The organism is Colwellia sp. Bg11-28, assembly GCF_002836245.1.
Classification (GTDB): domain Bacteria; phylum Pseudomonadota; class Gammaproteobacteria; order Enterobacterales; family Alteromonadaceae; genus Colwellia; species Colwellia psychrerythraea_A.
Window position 1 is genome coordinate 1 of record NZ_PJBA01000002.1, and the last position, 19307, is coordinate 19307.

General features: G+C 37.7%; 15 protein-coding genes. 9 read left to right on the top strand and 6 right to left on the bottom strand.

What is annotated here, in order from left to right:
- The 5 genes from CXF79_RS01925 to CXF79_RS01945 form a co-directional block, all read left to right on the top strand.
- Window positions 1-1317: hypothetical protein (locus CXF79_RS01925; RefSeq protein WP_232769052.1), on the top strand; the 1317-nt coding region annotated here is incomplete at its 5' end.
- A gap of 354 nt (window positions 1318-1671) precedes the next feature.
- Window positions 1672-2439 (top strand): TetR/AcrR family transcriptional regulator, encoded by a 768-nt coding sequence (locus CXF79_RS01930; protein WP_101153702.1) that lies wholly within the window; start codon window positions 1672-1674, stop codon window positions 2437-2439.
- Window positions 2440-2546: 107 nt separating this feature from the next.
- Window positions 2547-4886, top strand: a complete 2340-nt coding sequence (locus CXF79_RS01935) for an efflux RND transporter permease subunit (protein WP_101153703.1) — start codon at window positions 2547-2549, stop codon at window positions 4884-4886.
- 64 nt (window positions 4887-4950) lie between these two features.
- Entirely contained in the window at window positions 4951-5751 is an 801-nt protein-coding gene (locus tag CXF79_RS01940) for an outer membrane lipoprotein-sorting protein (RefSeq protein WP_011042485.1), read from the top strand.
- A gap of 4 nt (window positions 5752-5755) precedes the next feature.
- Window positions 5756-7069: a hypothetical protein gene (locus CXF79_RS01945; RefSeq protein WP_101153704.1), complete on the top strand. Its 1314-nt coding sequence runs from the start codon at window positions 5756-5758 to the stop codon at window positions 7067-7069.
- Between the two features lie 122 nt (window positions 7070-7191).
- Here CXF79_RS01945 and CXF79_RS01950 read toward each other — a convergent pair whose 3' ends face one another.
- Both CXF79_RS01950 and CXF79_RS01955 read right to left on the bottom strand, forming a co-directional pair.
- Entirely contained in the window at window positions 7192-8145 is a 954-nt protein-coding gene (locus CXF79_RS01950) for a histone deacetylase family protein (RefSeq protein ID WP_101153705.1), read from the bottom strand.
- A gap of 17 nt (window positions 8146-8162) precedes the next feature.
- Complete coding sequence (locus tag CXF79_RS01955; protein WP_101153706.1) at window positions 8163-10031, bottom strand: GNAT family N-acetyltransferase; 1869 nt, start codon at window positions 10029-10031, stop codon at window positions 8163-8165.
- A 591-nt stretch (window positions 10032-10622) separates the two neighbouring features.
- Between CXF79_RS01955 and CXF79_RS01960 the strand changes: the two genes are divergently transcribed.
- From CXF79_RS01960 to CXF79_RS01975, 3 genes are all read left to right on the top strand, one after another.
- Window positions 10623-11258 carry a sulfotransferase gene (locus CXF79_RS01960; protein WP_011042489.1) on the top strand — a complete coding sequence of 212 codons (636 nt, stop codon included), beginning with the start codon at window positions 10623-10625 and terminating at the stop codon, window positions 11256-11258.
- Between the two features lie 395 nt (window positions 11259-11653).
- Window positions 11654-12226, top strand: coding sequence for a tRNA-(ms[2]io[6]A)-hydroxylase (locus CXF79_RS01970; RefSeq protein WP_011042490.1), 573 nt, complete (start codon window positions 11654-11656; stop codon window positions 12224-12226).
- 364 nt (window positions 12227-12590) lie between these two features.
- Complete coding sequence (locus tag CXF79_RS01975) at window positions 12591-13235, top strand: LiaF domain-containing protein (RefSeq protein ID WP_101153707.1); 645 nt, start codon at window positions 12591-12593, stop codon at window positions 13233-13235.
- A 74-nt stretch (window positions 13236-13309) separates the two neighbouring features.
- Here CXF79_RS01975 and CXF79_RS01980 read toward each other — a convergent pair whose 3' ends face one another.
- Window positions 13310-13828 (bottom strand): DUF1697 domain-containing protein, encoded by a 519-nt coding sequence (locus tag CXF79_RS01980; RefSeq protein ID WP_011042493.1) that lies wholly within the window; start codon window positions 13826-13828, stop codon window positions 13310-13312.
- A gap of 119 nt (window positions 13829-13947) precedes the next feature.
- Window positions 13948-15147: a benzoate/H(+) symporter BenE family transporter gene (locus CXF79_RS01985; RefSeq protein WP_269801439.1), complete on the bottom strand. Its 1200-nt coding sequence runs from the start codon at window positions 15145-15147 to the stop codon at window positions 13948-13950.
- Between the two features lie 59 nt (window positions 15148-15206).
- Between CXF79_RS01985 and CXF79_RS01990 the strand changes: the two genes are divergently transcribed.
- Window positions 15207-15764 carry a helix-turn-helix domain-containing protein gene (locus CXF79_RS01990; protein WP_101153709.1) on the top strand — a complete coding sequence of 186 codons (558 nt, stop codon included), beginning with the start codon at window positions 15207-15209 and terminating at the stop codon, window positions 15762-15764.
- 169 nt (window positions 15765-15933) lie between these two features.
- On the opposite strand, the gene CXF79_RS01995 is transcribed toward CXF79_RS01990, so the two are convergent.
- Entirely contained in the window at window positions 15934-16836 is a 903-nt protein-coding gene (locus CXF79_RS01995; protein ID WP_101153710.1) for a hypothetical protein, read from the bottom strand.
- 383 nt (window positions 16837-17219) lie between these two features.
- Window positions 17220-19262 (bottom strand): alkyl/aryl-sulfatase, encoded by a 2043-nt coding sequence (locus CXF79_RS02000; protein ID WP_101153711.1) that lies wholly within the window; start codon window positions 19260-19262, stop codon window positions 17220-17222.
- Window positions 19263-19307: the final 45 nt, after the last annotated feature.

Sequence of the window (19307 nt, forward strand, 5' to 3'; positions counted from 1 at the left end):
AGAAGCCCGATTCGAAAGAGTCGGGCTTTTTGCTTTTCTGAATATCTAATTTTCACTGCGATTTTACTGCTAATCGCCTATCTGCAATCGTCTATTTGTACTGATGTAATTCTGGAGTTTTATTCTCTAATGAGAAAGTTGTTATCTTCCCCTGTAAAAATGGCACTAAGTGATGCCGAAAATGCTTCATACCAAAATTCTTTAAAATACATTACTGAAATAAGCTTAAACCTTATTGCGGTTAAAGTGGAAAATAGACCTGAAGATTTTCTGGGTTGGTGTAAAGAGTTAATCGATGTCTGTCGTAATCGAATTAATATGGCGCTGCTAGAAGAGCATCAGCTACCTAGTTTAAAAAAGCTAGAACAAGTACTTGTGCTTGGTGCAAGTGTTAGTCAATTTAAAATGGCACGTATCGCTCCTTGGCCAATATTTACACTTTTTGTTGAACAACAAGCAACGTTACATGCATTGGAAGAAAGATTAGCGTTACTCGATTATATCGAAAGAATAAAAGTTAAACCTTTAAAAGAAATGACTGAAGTAGAGCGTCTTGCCTTTAGTGGTAAACATACCAGTCAGCATTGCCATACACAGTATAACTTTGATGTAGAGTGGTTTGCTTCAACCAAAGGCGCTAAAGTTTTTCATACTTTATTAGCACAACAGCCAGAAAGTTTTGATCTAGCCTTAAGCCATATTCCCGATACTGGTGATGTAACACCAAAGCAATATCAGCAATTTGTTGATAGCTACAAAAAAATATTTAATGATTACACTGTTGATAAAGAAGCAGGTGAAAAAGCACCGCTGGCAGCAGCTACTCGTTTATTAGCAATGAAACGTCCAGATCAATTTATTGCCTTAACCAATGCAAAAATAGATGTATTTTGCCAAGGTCTTTCGATTGCTAAGTTTAATGCTTTTGATTTTGAAAATTACTGGCAGGATATGATCGGCACTTTAAGAACTTTTGCTTGGTGGCATCAAGATGCACCTGAAGATGAACGAGAGTTAAAACTTTGGAAAGTTCGCGCAATTTTAGTCGACTTATTTATGTTTGCTGATGAAGACTTTGCTTTTACCTCTAATTATTTACGTATTCGTGATAAGAAGTTGAATAGCGTTGAAAGTAGCTACAAGTCAGGCCGTCGCGGTCGTATCAAGCTAACAGCAGAAGAAGTTGTTGATCAAGCTTTAGCTGAAGAGGGTGTACCTGAGTACATTCAAACTAAGCGTGATACCATTCTTAAGCAAGTTAAAGCTGGTAAGAGTGTTGAACACGTTATTGGTTTGATGAGAGCTATTTTCGGTTAGACTGTTTTCTAAATACAGGGATAAAGCATCTTTATCCCTGTATTATTACTTAACCCCACCTACAATTTCTTCTGACTCAAGCTGACACAAATAGTACAACTCCTTCTTCCACATATTTATTCCAGAAAGAATCAAATTCACTTCAATAATCATGTATAGCTTTAAACCATTTAACCTATACCTCTGGGATAAAGGAATTAAATAGCTTTTACAAAAATCACTCATGACTAAAATTATGTGATGAAAGAACATTCACATGTACATTTTAGTTACAAATGTATTGACAATAATTACACTTGTTATAAGATGACGAAACGTCAGTGACGATTCGTCACATTTATAAAAGTAGACATTATGACACCACCTAAGTTACTCGATAAAACAGCGCTTAAAGAAAGAGAGTTATTGATAATTAACTCAGCTGTGCTTCTTATCCAACAAAATGGTATTGAAAACCTCACCATGGATAAAGTGGTTGCCCAAGTGCCATTTTCAAAAGGTACCGTCTATAAACACTTTATTGGTAAAGAAGATTTATTGTTAGCTATCAGTAATTACTCAATCAAAGTACTTGGCGATCTTTTTCATCGCGCATATCAATTTAAAGGTTGTTCACGTTCGCGAATGCTTTTATTAAATTTCTCTTACCTTATTTATGCAATGTTATATCCTGCATTATTTCAAACGGTGCTTTGCTCAAAATCGCCTAACGTTGTGGGAAAATCAAGTGAAAAGCACATTAATGATGGAGAGCAATTAGAAATTAAATTAATGACCTCTATTCACGGCATAGTAGAAGACGGTTTAAACGATAATAGTCTCTCACTTCCTATTAATATGGATATACAGCAACTATGTTTTAGTAACTGGTCTATGGCGTATGGTGCTATCACTTTGCTTTCAGGTGAAGTTGAGCAGTGCAGTGGTAGAACGAGTTTAATTGTTGAACGTGAGCTTTTTAACCTGAGTAACATGTTATTTGACGGTATGGGATGGAAACCTTTTACAAAAGACAGAAGTCATTGTGCAGAACTAAAAATTGCATTGGCTGAATTATTTCCAGAAGAATTAGCGCTAATTAGTGCAAAAGGACGAGAGCTAAACTTTGATAGTTTTAGCTAAATAAATACAAAGGAAGTGCGGTGTATAGCCGCATTTTTTTGACCTATAAGGTGACGATTCGTCATCGATAAAACACTTCTTTTATAAAGATAAATAAGGACTTAACAATGAGAGACAAACTTTACAATTTTGTCGGAAAAAATCCATATTGGGTAATACTTGTTTGTATTACGTTTATGGTGCTGGCAGGAACGGGGGCACAAAAGTTAGAGTTTAAAAATGACTATCGTGTGTTCTTTAGTGAAGAAAACCCACAATTAACGGCTTTTGAATCCATGCAAAAGGTCTATAACAAAAGCGATAATGTTTCTTTTGTTGTTGTACCTAAAGATGGCAATGTTTTTACTGCTGAGCATCTAGCTGCGTTAAAAGTGTTAACTAAAGAGAGTTGGCAAGTACCATATTCAACCCGAGTTGATTCAGTTACTAACTTCCAATATACCTATGCTGAAGAAGATGACATGATCGTTGAAGATCTTGTTATGTCGACTAAAAACTTAACCAGCGATAAGCTCGAAAAGATAAAACAAATAGCTATCAGTGAACCGCTGTTAGTGAATAAAATTATCTCTCAAACGGGCCATGTTTCAATTGTTAATGTGACAGTGCAATTCCCTGGTATTAACCCAATGGCCGAAACGCCAGAGGTTGCAGCCAGCGTTCGCGCTATTAAAACCCAATTTCTAGCGGAACACCCTGAGCTTGATGTTTACCTTTCAGGCATGGCGATGATGAACACTTCATTTGGTGAATCTTCAATCAGTGATAGTTCAACCCTCATTCCTCTGATGTTTCTGGTTGTTATCGTTACTATCGGTTTATTACTGAGAACCATTACAGGTACCATTTCTACCGTACTTATTATTATTATGAGTATTGTGACAACCATGGGGCTTGCTGGTTGGTTAGGATTTTATTTAACGGGACCTTCTTCATCTGCACCTACCATGATTATGACGCTCGCTGTAGCAGATTGTATTCACATTTTAACCTCTATGTTTTATGAGATGCGTCAAGGCGCTGATAAACGTACCGCGATTGCACGCAGTATAAAAATTAACTTACAACCAATATTTTTAACCAGTATTACTACTGCTATTGGTTTCTTAAGTATGAATTTCTCTGATTCTCCACCGTTTAGAGACTTGGGTAACTTAGTTGCCATTGGCGTAATGTTGGCTTTTGTTTTTTCAATTACAATATTCCCGGCATTGCTAACCGTATTACCTGTACGCGTTAAAGTACAGCCAGAAAATAAAAAAGATATTATGGCAAAACTGGCCGATTTTGTTATTGCCAAGCGTAAAGTCTTATTGCCTTTAACCAGTGTATTTATCATCGCCTCTGTTATGTTTATTCCTAACAATCAGCTCAATGATGATTTTGTGAAGTACTTTGATAAAACAGTGCCGTATCGCGTGGCGACTGATTTTATGCAAGAGAACTTATCAGGCATGATGATGGTTGAAATTTCGGTTAAAACCGGTGAACCAAGCGGTATAAACAATCCTAAATATTTGAACAGTGTGTCAGATTTTAGCGATTGGTTGCGTGCTCGCCCTGAAACTGATCACGTAAATACTATTACAGATACATTAAAACGTTTAAATAAAAATATGCATGGTGACGATCCTAGTTGGTATAAATTACCGGACAGTCAGGAAATGTCAGCCCAGTATCTTTTATTGTATGAAATGTCTTTACCTTACGGCTTAGATTTAAATAATCAATTAGATGTCGATAAATCATCATCAAGAATTGTTGCTACCTTTAAAAATATGACCAGTAATGAATTGATTCATGTTGAACGTGACATGATCCAGTGGTTTAGCAAACATGCGCCGCAGTATGAAGTTGATTTCGCTAGCCCTAGTTTAATGTTTGCCCATATTGGTCAACGTAACATTACCAGTATGCTAATTGGCACAACACTGGCGTTAATACTCATTTCTATTTTATTAGGTGTAGCGTTAAAAAGTTGGCGCTTTGGTCTAATCAGTTTATTGCCAAACTTGGCACCAGCAGCTATAGGATTCGGTATTTGGGGATTATACAGTGGGCAAGTCGGTCTAGGTTTATCGGTTGTTATTGGTATGACGTTAGGGATTGTTGTTGATGATACCGTTCACTTTTTGAGTAAGTACCTTCATGCAAGACGTGACAAAAATGCCAATACCAAAGAAGCCGTACATTATGCTTTTGATAATGTTGGTAGAGCGCTTTGGGTGACTACTTTTGTACTCGTTGCAGGCTTTACTGTACTGGCACAGTCATCATTTAAAATGAATGCCGATATGGGATTCTTAACTGCATTAACTATCTTTGTAGCGCTTGTGGTTGACTTTTTATTCCTGCCTCCGTTATTGATGTTATTAGACAAGAACAAAAGTGAAACAAAAGAGAGTGCTGCAGTGACCACTGAAGCACCAACAATTAAAGCGGTTTAATAGAGCCGCTGTTTACCAAACAATTTTACCAATTTTTGATGATAAATTTTTATAAGGATTTTACATGTTAACTAAAAAAATACTGATCAGTACTTTGTCTGCACTCAGTTTGCTGCTTGTTTCAAATGTTTCTTTTGCCTTGAGTACCGAAGAGCAAAAGGGCTTAGATATTTCTTTAGAAGCTAAAAAACGTGATTTAGGCTGGCAAGATAGTACTGCTGATATGTTGATGTTATTGCGTAATAAGCAGGGCCAAGAAAGTATTCGCGAAATTAAGATGAAGTCACTAGAAGTTCTTGATGATGGGGATAAAAGCTTAACAATATTTAATAAACCACGTGATGTAAAAGGTACCGCATTTTTGAGTTTTTCTCATCCAATTGCATCCGATGAACAATGGTTATTTTTACCGGCATTAAAGCGTGTTAAACGTATATCATCACGTAACAAATCGGGACCTTTTATGGGCTCTGAATTTGCCTTTGAAGACTTAAGTTCTTTTGAAGTGGAAAAGTACACTTATAAGTTTTTAGGTGAAGAAGAATTAAATGGCTTAAAAACCTTTAAAGTTGAGCAATACCCAGCAGATGAGAACTCAGGTTATACCCGTCGAATAGTATGGATTGATACCGAAGAGTACCGCGTTCATAAAATTGATTTTTATGACCGTAAAGATTCATTACTAAAGACTCTATCGTTTAAAGGTTATAAGCAGTATTTAGCAAAGCATTGGCGTGCTGATATCCAAGAAATGATTAATCACCAAAATGGTAAAAGCACTGAGCTTAAATGGACTAACTACGCTTTTAAAACAGGTTTATCAGACAGTGATTTTAACCGTAACTCATTAAAACGAGCGCGCTAAGCTGATGTACCTTTCTTTAAATGAGTCTTTAAGTCAGGCTTTAGATAAGCCTTTAACTAAAGCCCTAAGTAATATGTTAGGTAATACACTAAAATTGTCTGTTACTGCCCTGGCAGTATGCGCAAGTTTAGTGCTTAGTAGCCCTCTATCTGCCAGTGAAGTCGCTAGCGATGTTGAATTTGAGGCATCGGGTAATCTAGCTATTGAACAGCGTTACTTTTTTAAAGATGCACTTTATTCTGAGCAATTGAGTCATAGCCAAACCTCTTTCTCGGTCGAACCTGAGCTTTATTGGCAGTGGAATGATGGCAGTGACAGCCTTGTCTTTACGCCTTTTTATCGCGTTGATAGCCATGATGACCAGCGAACTCATGGTGACATTCGTGAACTCGCTTATATTCATGCCAGTGATGATTGGGAATTGCGGGTTGGTATTCGTAAAGAATTCTGGGGCGTTACCGAATTTCAACACTTGGTTGACGTGATTAACCAAACGGATGGTGTGGAAGATTTTGATGGCGAAGATAAACTCGGTCAGCAAATGGTTAACTTATCACTAGTGAATGACTGGGGAATTGTTGATGTATTTTTACTACCAGGTTTTCGAGAAAGAACTTATGCTGGCGAAGAAGGGCGTTTACGTGGACCTTTAGTCGTCGATGAGGATAATGTCAGTTATGAATCGTCTGCGGGTCAACAACATTTAGATTTTGCCCTTCGTTGGGCGCACAGTGTCGGTGATTTTGATTTAGGCGCTTACTGGTTTCATGGTACCAATAGAGCGGCTTATTTAAGTCCATCACCCCAAGCGCCATCGTCGAGTTTAGTGCAATACTATTCTCAAATGGACCAGTTAGGCGTTGATGTTCAAGCAACCTTAGGTGATTGGTTATGGAAGTTTGAAAGTATCTATCGTAGCACTAGCCTTGAAGATTTTTGGGCAACGCAAGCAGGATTTGAATACAGCTTTATTGGTGTGTTTGATTCGAACCTCGACTTAGGTTTATTGATGGAACATAGCTGGGATTCTCGTGGTGAAGTTGCTCTTGGCGCGCAAGGCTCGTTAATGCAAAATGATTTGTTTTTTGGGGCTCGATTAGCCTTTAACGACATGCAGAGTAGCGAGGTATTGATGGGCTTTGGCAGTGATTTAGATCACAACGCTTTTAGTTTCCTTATTGAAGCTAGTCGTCGTTTTGGTGATAACTTTATTGCGAGTTTTGATGTGCGGTTATTACAAAGTAACGAATCGAATGACTTATTGTACACCTTAAGCAGTGATGATCATGCACAGTTGTCTCTAGCTTGGTATTTCTAGTAAATTAGAATTTTTACTTAATCTGTTAATGAACAATACTTCAAAATAAAAGCCAATAAGTGACATAACTTATTGGCTTTTTTATTGCGAGAAATCATTAAAGAATGACAGTTGAAAGGAAATTAGTTACCAATCAAACCATTAACATGAGCAACGACACTTCTTCCTAACGCACTGGGTGCATAACCGCCTTCAAGCACAGAAACAATTCTGCCTTTACCATATTCTTCAGCGATGATTTTAAGTTCATCGGTGATCCAACGATAATCTGCCTCTGTTAAGCTAACGTGTGACATCTCATCTTCAATATGGGCGTCAAAACCAGCCGAGATAAGGATCAGCTCAGGTTTGAATCTATGCAAGGCAGGTAACCAGTGTGCAGTTAATTTTTCACGGAACTGCTCTCCCTTAGTGGTTGCAGCTAATGGTGTGTTGATAATCGGTGGAGTATCACTCTCCTTAATTTCAAAGGGGTAGAGCGGATATTGATAGCTTGAGCAAAATAGATAACCTTTGTCATCTTCAGGGGTGGCATTAAAATGATTGGTTATAATATCTTCAGTGCCGTTACCGTGGTGAACATCAAAATCCACGATTGCGACGCGTTTTAAACCATACTTTTGTTTGGCATACGCGGCAGCTACAGCGACGTTATTAAAAAAGCAGAAACCCATGCCTTTATCGTGTTCTGCGTGATGACCAGGGGGCCTTGTGGCACAAAATGCAGCACCTAAGGTGCCTTCCATCACTAAATCTACAGCATCAACAGCAGCGCCTGCTGAATACATAATAGAAGTGAGGGTTTTTTCATTCATCACAGAATCTTCACCCACGGTAAAATTTTCTTCACCTTCATTTGGGGCATTATCAAAAACAAAATCGATATGTTCTTGCGTATGCGCTAAGGCTAGCAAGCTTTTATCGATAGGTTTAGAATCAAATTGACGCACCACATAATCTAAACCGCTTCGAATTAATTGGTCTGAAATAGCCGTTAAGCGCTTACCATTTTCCGGGTGATGCTCACCCATATTATGTTCGCCACATCGATAGTGGCCTATTATTCCTACTGGCATAATTATCCCTTATAATTTTAGTGTTTTTCAGTATCACCCGTTTCCGGTGTCGTTAACGTTAGCTCTAAGCTAACTTCATCAAAATCTTCACTTGGCTGGCGCACAAAACCTGCACGTTCGAAGACTTTTAACATAGAGCCATTATCTCGTCGCACACAGGCAACTAAACTATCAAGCTTACGAATTTTAGCGATGGCGATCATCTCACCCAATAGGGTACTTGCCATGCCTCGACCACGTAGACTCTCTTTAATAACAAAAGCCACCTCACCGCTATTCATACTTTCAATATAATAATATCGAGCAACGGCTTGTATCGATTCACCTAAAGAGTTTTTCTTGGTAAAACAAAGAGCAAGGTCTGTGTGTTGATTTACGCTGACCAAATTACAGGACTTTTCACGCGTCATCTGGGTAATATGATGGTTATAACGCATGATTAACGTTTCTTTATTATGAGAATAAAAGAACTCTTGTAATTTACGTTCATCAGCCGGCGCTAATGCCCTTAATGTGTAATTAATATCGGCAAAATTAAAGCGTTTCATTTCTATGGTGCCTAATTCAGGCACCGAGCTAGGAGAGCTTTCTTGATACTCAGGCACCCAATAATGTTTACGAACATCGTTAAGCAATTTATCTCTAAATTTAGGATGAGCGATACGAATCAGCTCTAGTGCGCGTTCGCGAATACTTTTACCTTGCAACGAGGCGATACCAAACTCGGTAACGACGAAAGCAACATGACCGCGAGAAGTCACTACGCCGCCGCCTTCAGTTATATGGGCAACGATACGAGAAGTTGTACCATCTTTGGTTGTGGAAGGTAGAGCTATAATTGCCTTACCGCCTTTACTTAAAGAAGCGCCACGAACAAAATCTACTTGTCCACCAATGCCACTATAGAATTGATAACCAATAGAGTCAGAAACTACTTGTCCGGTTAAATCAACTTCAATGGCGCTATTGATTGACACCATGTTGTCATTTTTGGCAATTTTTACGGGTGAGTTAACATGTTCTGAAGGATAAAACTCAATATGAGGATTACCATCAACAAAGTCATATAATTTTTGGCTGCCAATACAGAAGGTTACTACGGCTTTGCCTTTGTGGTAGGTTTTTCTACGGTTATTGATAACCCCTTTTAGCATGAGATCAATCACACCATCTGAGATCATTTCACTGTGAATGCCTAAATCTTTATGATTACCTAAATAGGTTAATACCGCTTCTGGGATCTTACCGATACCAATTTGTAAAGTAGCACCATTGTCTATTAGCATAGAAACGTATTGACCAATTTGTTCAGTACGTCTATCCATTTCAGGGGCAAAAATTTGTGGTAAATCTTGCTCTGCATTTATCCAACTATGAATTTGATTTACATGAACAAAGCTATGACCATTGGTACGTGGCATTTTAGGGTTTATTTGGGCGATGACATATTTGGCAGCTTTTACTGCTGCAGAAACAATATCTACACTCACGCCTAATGAACAGTAACCGTATTCATCAGGTGGACTCACCATGATCAGTGCTGCATCAAGCGGTAAACTATTTTCATTAAATAAACGTGGAACATCAGAAATAAAGCAAGGTGTATAATCACCACGCCCTTCGGCGATAGCTTCACGAATATTCTTACCGCCAATGAACAAACTATTTACTTTAAATAAGTCTTTATGTTCAGGTTTCGCCCAAACATTCTCAGACAAAGTTAAAATATGAACGGTTTCAATATCATGTAGCCCTTTGCTATTGGCTATCAAATCATCTATTAAGGCATTAGGTACGGCGGCATTAGAGCCGATAAAAATACGATTACCTGATTTTAAGTAATCACCCCATTTGACACTATCACGTTGCTCGTCTTGTGCTGTCATGAAATTTCCTTGACTAATATTTACTCGTTATGTGCTAGATATGTACTAGGTATATACCCGTTACCAATCAAAGTGCTGAATTTCAGTGGGAATTAAAACCACTTTAGGCTAGGTAAATAATTTAAGCATAGTCATTCTATGGTTTGATTATTTAACGCCGAATAAAGTGATTTTAAACCCATCAAAGAAGTACTTGAGCAATACCACTTCATCGTTGCTGTGAATTATAATGGAACAACCATTATTTCATCACAGCGCCTTGAATTGAAATTGCTCAAGCACTCTGAAAACTGCATCTTGAATGATAACGGGTAAATTCAGTATGCTCTCATAAATAAGGCATTTATTGATCACTGTCAATTGGACGTTTGTTATATAGATATTTGTCGATATTTATGCTGTCAATTATCTATTTTTAATACAAACTGACGTTCGTATTTCTTAAGGTACGTTCTAAAGGCACTTAATTGAACCAACTTTGCACATCAAAATTCAACAGCGCCAAACAAATAAGTTATAATCGCATGTTTTTAACGTGATTTCAGAGTGTTTTACTGCAATCAACTTTTACTTTTAAAGGGTTTAGCTTAAGTGTCGACAGAGAAAATTTTTATTATTGGTTTACCGAGAACGGCAACCACCAGCGTGTGTTTAGCAATGTTAGAGCAAGGTTATAAAACGGCTCATAATGCGTATACACAGGATTCATTTTCTCAAGCACAAGTGTTAGCTGATACGCCAATATTTTGTGACTATCAAACACTTGATAAAGACTTCCCTAATAGTCGGTTCATTCACTTAACGCGTGCTCCAGAGCTTTGGCTTCCTTCAATTAAGCAACTTTTACAACGCATGTTAGTTAACTTACAACGTACTGATGGAGGGTTTAATCCCCATATAAAGCGTTGTTACAGTGAAACCTTCTCTCCATTAACCGAAGAGAATATTAACAGTGATGAGTTCTTGCTAGATTGTTACACCCGTCATCAGCAAGGGATTACTGAACACTTTCAAGACAGACCTCAAGATCTGCTTACCATAGATGTAGGTGACGAAGGGAGTTACTTAGCCATGTTGTCTTTCCTTAATATTGAAAAAGAAAAAGCAAGAGAGGGCGGTTTTAAACAAATAAATATTGGTGGTAAAGTGAGAGCCTGGCAGCACCTTAATAATCCGCTAAAAGTAGAGTCTACTAATAAGGGCCGCATTGATAAGGTGCTTTATTAGCTGCGATAAAAGTAATTATTAAACCCCTCAGTGGTTAGCTATTGTAGAGTGAAAAGTTCACAGGTAAAATCATGCCAATTTCGTCAATTAAATTTCATTAAATAAATATATACCCGTTCCACTTGAAGATGCATGATTCAGCTGGAATTAGAAACGCCTTTAGGCATGGCATTGATTGAAGAGAATAGTTATTCTATTGTCGAAATCAATAACGTAGCGTAAAGCGTTTCTAAACCAGCCCCTTGGGGGAAGGCTGAGCAAATCATACTCAGCGTTACATTTATTTTTAAGGGAATGACCCTTAATAAAAAAATGCGCCTTGATTATGAATCGCTCAGACTTCCTGAAACGAGCATCTTCAAGTGGAACGGGTATAGTCTTAGAGAGTAGTAACTATGTTTGAATTAAAACACCACACTGGTCAAGATTGGGTTGATGCTGTAATGGCTGATTTTAACCGTTTTTTACAAGACCATGCGGCAGCGGAAAAGAAAGCCTCAGGTATGGCAATGGCAATGTTATCTCATTATCCAGACAAAGCTAAACTTGTCCGTGCTATGACTGATTTAGCTATTGAAGAGCTTATTCATTTCAAACAAGTACTAAAGTTACTTGTGGCTCGCGATGTTACCTTAGGTCAAGATAAAAAAGACCCATACATTACTCAAATTCGTGCCTTATTTCGTAACGGTACTAGCTTCTTTTTAATGGATAGATTGCTTGTTGCAGCAGTTATTGAAGCCCGTGGTTATGAGAAGTTCTGGTTGGTTTCACAAGCACTGCCTGAAGGTAAAGACAAAGACCTTTATGAAGCGATTGCTAAATCAGAAGAGAAGCATAAAAACTTATTTGTTGAGCTTGCATACGAGTATTGCGATAAAGCAGAAGTTGATCAGCGTTTAGAAGAAATATTAATCGCTGAAGCAGAAATATGTGCAGGTCTCCCTATCCGCGCAGTACTTCACTAGTAGTTATTCATCATAGTAGTGTATTGCATCATTAATACGTCTAAAGTGCTCATTGACTAACATCGAATGTTTGAACAATGAGTGCTTTCATTTTATATTTTCGCAGCACATCTTTAAACTGAAAACCTCTCTTTCTTTCTGAATTACTTATTAAACATCTCAAATATTACTCTACCGTATTCCCCTTATTTTGGTCAAAATCACCATATAATTGTATCTGTATCACTCGAATATTTCTTTGTGTTCATAACTTTTTGTATTTAAAGATAAATATTTTTGGCATTGTCGTTGCTTCTTTATTTGTTAGAGTGTTACTCATTTGTAAATAAGTAATCACGAAACTTAAAAAAACAAGGAAAGTAAAATGACCGTTACCCTAAAAGATAGACCTATTGAAACAGTACGTAGTGAAGTGATTGACCAATTGATCATGAATTATAGTCATGCTGAATTATCTTATGAGGCTTTTGAACGTCGTTTAGACCAAGCTATGGAATTGGCTAACCATCAAGACTTAGTTGATCTAACCAGCGACTTACCCTTAGCTGTTGATAAAGCATATGTAGAAAATAAAAAGCAGGATTTAGCGCCTAACTTTTTGCCAGGTGAGGCTGAAGAAGTTGATACTATGGTGAATATATTCAGTAGTAGTAATCGTGGTGGAGCTTTTAAGGTGGCGAAAGAAATACGCTACTTTAGTTTATTCAGCAGCAGTGATATTGACTTTACCGACGCACGATTTAGCCAAAATGAAGTACGAATTAAAATATTTAGTTTGTTCAGTAGTGACAGCATTTATGTGCCAGAGAATATTAATGTAGCTTCTAAAGCTTTTTGTATTTTTGGTAATATTGATAATTCAGCTCCAACTAGTAATGCTGCAATATCGGCACCGACCATTATTATTGAAGGTTTTTCTATTTTCAGTAGTGTTGATATTACAATTAAACGAAGTATGAAAGAGCGCTTTGTTGAGCTGGCAGATAGTTTGAAAAATATATTTTCGTAATAAGAGTTCAGTTTATCTCACATCAAACGTAAGACTTCTATATAGTTAAAAGGTGCTACTTTTAGTAGGGCCTTTTACATTTTTTTTAACATAGCACTGACTTTATTGGTGGTATTTAAATTGCGACCTGAAGCTGGCTGGCCTAGACAAGCTTCTATATTAGTGACTAGTTTAGAGCGGCCGATACCATGTGGGGCATGTAAATAAAATACCTTGTCTTTTACAAGGTAGACTTCTGATTCAGCGAGGTATTTAGTCATTTTTTCTTGGTTTAACTCGATGGCATTATGGCAAAAATAAAAGTGCACGAACTTACCTTCGAATGTTTGATAGGGGTTATTTGTCATAGCGCTACTAAATTCTGCTTCATTCAAAATGAAGAGTTCAGGAGAAAAGCCAAAATTGTCCATTACAAGTTTATGAATGACATCGGCTGGATTAGTTGAGCTTTTTAAAACCACATTACCACTTTGAATATAAGAAGATATCTCTTCAAATTCAGCTTCTTCTAACAGAGGAACAAGCGCTTTCATAGGTAATAAATTTTTACCCCCAACATTAATTCCTCTAAAAAGTATTACATATTTTTCCATGTCAGTACCTTAAGTGTTTATGAATGCTCATAGGTATGAGCATTCATATGTATGAAACCTACAGTATTATTATCTCTTAACATACCTTAAAGTATTTAATTTTTAAATCGTACTTATAGTTAGCATAATTTTTCGTTGGATCTCTTTATCAAGCTTTGAGTCATTAAGGTTATTGAGCCGGCGATTAACCCCCATAATACAGAGCTAATATCCCATAGTGACAAGTTAGACGCTGTGACGAGAAAGGTAATGATTGCCGCTTCAGACATTTTATCGTCAGAGAGCGCTTGCTGAATACTACTATTGATAGTGGTAAATAAAGCCATACCCGCTAATGAATAAATTAGTGCATTAGGTAATGATGCGAAAGCTTGCATCAGGTATCCAGCAGAAATGGCCATTAATATATAAAAGCCACCACCAGAGATTGCAGCCCAATAACGCTTTTTAGGATCTTTATCCACGTCTTTAGTCATACATATCGCTGCTGTTATTGCCGCTAGGTTTATGGCATAACCACCAAAGGGAGCGGCAAGCATATTCAAAAAGCCGGTAACACTTAATATCGACGATACCGGGGCTTTATAATTATGAGCTTTTAATACCGCAATGCCTGGCAGATTTTGTGCTGCCATCGTGACTAGAAATAAGGGAATGCCAATGCCTAGTATTGCGGATATATTAAATTCGGGAGAAATATAGGTAAATTCACTTAGCTGCCAAGAAAATGCAGTAAACGTCATTAACTTAAGTTGCCACGCAAGCACTACACTAATGATCAACACGAATAACATGGTGAATTTTGGCATCAATTGTCTACAAACTAAATAGGTAAAAAACATGACGATTACCAGCAGTGGCGCCTTATTCATTTGATTAAATACATCAATGCCAAAATTAACCAAAATTCCACCCAGCATTGCAGAAGCAAGTTGAAAGGGCAGTTTGTTTATTAATTTTTCAAACCAACCGGTAATACCGCACAAGAAAATTAGCAATGCTGAGAACATGAAGCCAGCTATCGCTTCGTTGAGGTTAAAATTTTGAGTATTTGCAATAAGTAATGCTGCGCCTGGTGTTGACCAAGCAATCAGTATTGGCACACCGTAATAAAATGAGAGGGCAATCGACGTTATGCCCATTGATAATCCTAACGTTAATATCCAACTTGATGCGAGACTTGCATCACCGCCTAAGTTAATAACTGTTTGATAGATCAAAGCTACGGAGCTGGCAAAACCAATAACAACGGCAACCAATCCAGCAACAGTCGCGCTTATTATGCGATTGACTAACATACCTATTTCCCTCACAATGATTTTAATGTGCGTTATAGCGCACAATGTACCACTATGCGTTATAACGCACAAGGGAAGTAATGAGTATAAATTTCAACAATGCCATAGGTAGTCAACTAAAATTGGCGAGAACCAATAAAGGTTGGAGTCTTGATATTGCAAGTAAGAACACTAACGTTTCAAAGGCAATGTTAGGGCAAATTGAGCGAGGCGAATCAAGCCCAACTGTTGCGCGTTTGTGGGATATAGCCACTGGTTTTCATTTACCGTTAAGCTATTTTTTTCTAGCGATAGAGGATGATGACGTATCTAAAAATATGTTAAATAGTGAGGCAGGTATATCTATCTCTACTTTATTTCCCTTCGATGTTGAAACAAAGAGTGAGGTTTTTTCCCTAACCTTAGCGTCGTTACACCAGCAAATTTCTGCTCCCCATAATGATGGAGTGATAGAGCATATTTTGGTGATAGAAGGAGATATGGAATATCTTCTCAGTGGGCAGTGGCACCATTTAAGCAAAGGTGACGTGGTAAAGTTCAATGCCAATCAAAAGCACGGTTATCGCAATGTGTCAGAACATCAGGCTGTATTTCATAATATTATTTGTTATACAAATGAAGATAAAACCACAAGATAAGTGAAAGTCCCCATTAATATGCGTTTCTTTTAGTGTCAATTGGATAATCATTTATCTCTTACTGCTTTTGGCACAAAGTGGCTGAAAAACCTCCCTAATTTACCATTGAATTTGGCAGAAGAGGTGATTAAACCTATACCCTTATAAGTCGGAGTATTAGCGCTAAAAATTAAGTACCGTAATAACTGATCAAACTCAATGCAATACCGTGTTCCCTTCTAAAATTTCTAATTTGGTTAAACTCAATAAAAGGTTCAACTTCAAAATATAGCCATGATTTATAGAACAAGTTTCTATATCGTAATGATAAATAATAGGTTTCATTTGATATATCTTGTTTGTTATTACTTTTATTATATTGAATACCACTTACTAGTAATTGATTTTTTTCTAACTTAAAAACATGAAATAACCCTACCTTTCTTCTAGATCTAGCCTCATGTTCGAGCTTTTGCCAACTTGCTGAAAAAGAGACAGTACTACCTTCGAGGTAATAGGCAATCGCTCCTTTTAAACCTGGACCCCAACCATCTTTATAAAAATAGTCAACTCGTGGGAGTAGCTCAAACTTAAACGTTTCACTTTTCCAATTTAAGCTCGCTTCGGTTCTTACGTATAATTGCTTACGACTAACGCCGACTCTGGTTTTTATATTGTTATTTTTGTTAAATTCTTTTGCATACTGAACTGCTAAGTTCACACTTTCTTGGCTGTCTTGAAAAGGGTCTGACTCATAATCAAGTAAAAGCTCATCTTCATTGTCGTTATCAATAATTAAGGCAAGTCTTTCATCCAAGTTAGGTAAATTAAAGGCAACTTTAAATTTGGCATCAAACTCATCTAAATCTGCTGTACGTGGTAACCAACCTAACTGTAAATACCCTTTTGCAGACGCGCCGCCCTCAGTAGAGCCATCAATATCATCTAACCAAGAAGCGGTATCTTGCATCATATTATTAAGTTTACTTTGAAAGAGGTCGGCTCTAGGTCGTACTTTATCCTCAAGATCTTTTGCACAGCAAAAAGTACAAAATACAAATAAAATTAAGCCTACCGTAGTTTTTAACAGCATTGATTTATTCCAATTTAATCGAAATTATACTCACAATTAATTGTTCTTTTTTTTTGAGTAAATAAAAAAATACAAGGAGGTGGATATCTCGAAAACGTCATTATTTAGCAAATATAACGTTAGTTGGAATCTAACACATTTCGGTCTACTCGTTAGTTTTGCCATCCAATAATTCGCTCCCATGTAATTAGGCGTATTCAGTTGCTTGTTTTTCGACTTCTAAGTTAACTCAATATAGAGAAAAGGTTGTTGGAGTTTTATAAGCTAGAAATAGTGTGTTTTGGTAGGTTATAGATTCAGCGGTGGCTATGAACCATCCGCTGAAACTATTTATTAACTACCAGTAATGGGCAGTACTCACACTAGAAATGTACGATGAAAAGCTATTTAGCACTAGGCAAGGTGCCAGGTATCAATTCAAAATCTATACTGAAAGTAGTCAACATATTTTTCAGTTCGTCATAAGGCTTTTTATTGCCTTTTAACTTTGCTTTACCTGCCTTAATTTTATCATCAAGGGTTGCCATGCCCATCATCACATCATTAAGTTCAGTGCGATTCATGGTTATGGTTAGGTCAGCTTTTGGCGACTGAATACCTTCAATATTGGTTAGAGCAGAATTGCTGAGTTCAACCAAGTATTTCTCATCATTATCTGGAGTAACAAAGTTAATGGTGAAATGCTTACCTTCCGTTTTACTAACGTCTAAACGTACGGCTAAAAAGTCCAACCATAACGCGGTAGACATACCACGAATTACATCAGGTCCAGCCGCTGAAGGGGATGCACCGCTTGGCATACCATGGCGTAATTCGTAAGCTGCAGCTAGGAAGCTGTTGCGAACGCTCGGGCTCTCTTTTTGATAACCTATTTGTTCATATACGTCGGCCAGTAAATCTTTTGCAGGCTGGTTGTTAGGTTCGGCATAAACTAACTTATTTAGAATTTCGATGGCGTGAAAATATTTCCCCTGATCATGCAGCTCTTTACCTTTCTTCATTATTTTCTTAGCACCACCCATCATTTCAACATACAAGGGAGATGAGTCTTCAGGAGACAAAGGCATCAATGTCGCAGGATTAGCATCCCAATAGCCTAAGTAACGGTTAATAACCGCACGGCTATTATGTTCTTCAGAACCATGGTAGCTATGTGCTGACCATTGGTTACGTAAGCTATCAGGCAATTTATAAACATTGTGAACTTGGTTAACCGTTACACCTTCGTTAGCCAAATGCAAAACTTGGTTATTTAGGTGGGCATAAGTATCACGTTGGGTACGCATAACTTCCTGAATACGCTCATTTCCCCAGCGTGGCCAACTGTGTGATGCAAACATAACATCAGCATCTTGGCCAAACTTGTATAGTGCTACATTGATTTGTTTTGACCATTCCAGTGCATCACGCACTAATGCCCCACGTAGAGTATAAATATTATGAATGGTGCCTGTGATGTTTTCGGCTGCCCAGAACGCTTTCATCTCTGGGAACCAGGTATTCATTTCGGCTGGTGCTTCGGTGCCAGGGGTATTTTGGAAGACCATTTTGATACCATCAACGGTCATGGTCTCAAAGTCTTTTTCAATAATGACATTCGGCGCAAGCAAGCCAGCATTGCCGCTTGCAATGTTTTTACCAATGGATTGATCAACATGACCAAATGGACTGCGGGGCAGAAGAGCACCATATTGAAAGAATAATCGTCGAGTCATGGCATTACCTGCCATTACGTTCTCGGAAACTGCATGATGCATAAAACCTGTTGATGCAATAACTTTCACCTTACCGCTTTTAACATCGGCTTCATCAACAACACCACGAGCGCCACCAAAATGGTCTCCATGAGAGTGAGAATAAACAACGGCAACAACAGGTCTTTCGCCAAGTTGTTCATTAATGAATTTAAGCGCGGCGGCAGCAGTTTCTTTTGTCGTTAGTGGATCAAAGATAATCCAGCCAGTATCGCCTTTAATAAAGCTGATGTTAGCTAAATCATAACCACGTACTTGGTATATTTTCCCCGGTAGAACTTCATATAAGCCATAAGCCATATTAAGCGTAGCCTGACGCTGTAGTGAAGGATGCATGCTGTCGAAGTTCTGTCCTTCTTTTAGGAGAAACTCATAACTACCCATGTCCCAAGCTACGTGTCCTGCTTCAGCCATTATTTGCTTGTAATCTGGTGCAGCAATAAAGCCTCTTTTTGCTTCTTCAAAATCACGTTTGTCTTCAAAGGGTAGACTTTTACGCTGTCCCTCTTGTAATTCAATGGTGAATTTTGATGGCATTTTACCTTTTACATCAAAATGCTTACTTGGATCGCTTGTTTTTATTTCTCCGCTACTGCTTGCGGCAAAGGCGGTGGAAAACGTTCCACTAATAAAGACGGAAGTCATTGTTATACAAACTAATTTTCTAATCATGTATTTATCTCCATATTGATGACTAAATTCAGTTAATACCTAAAG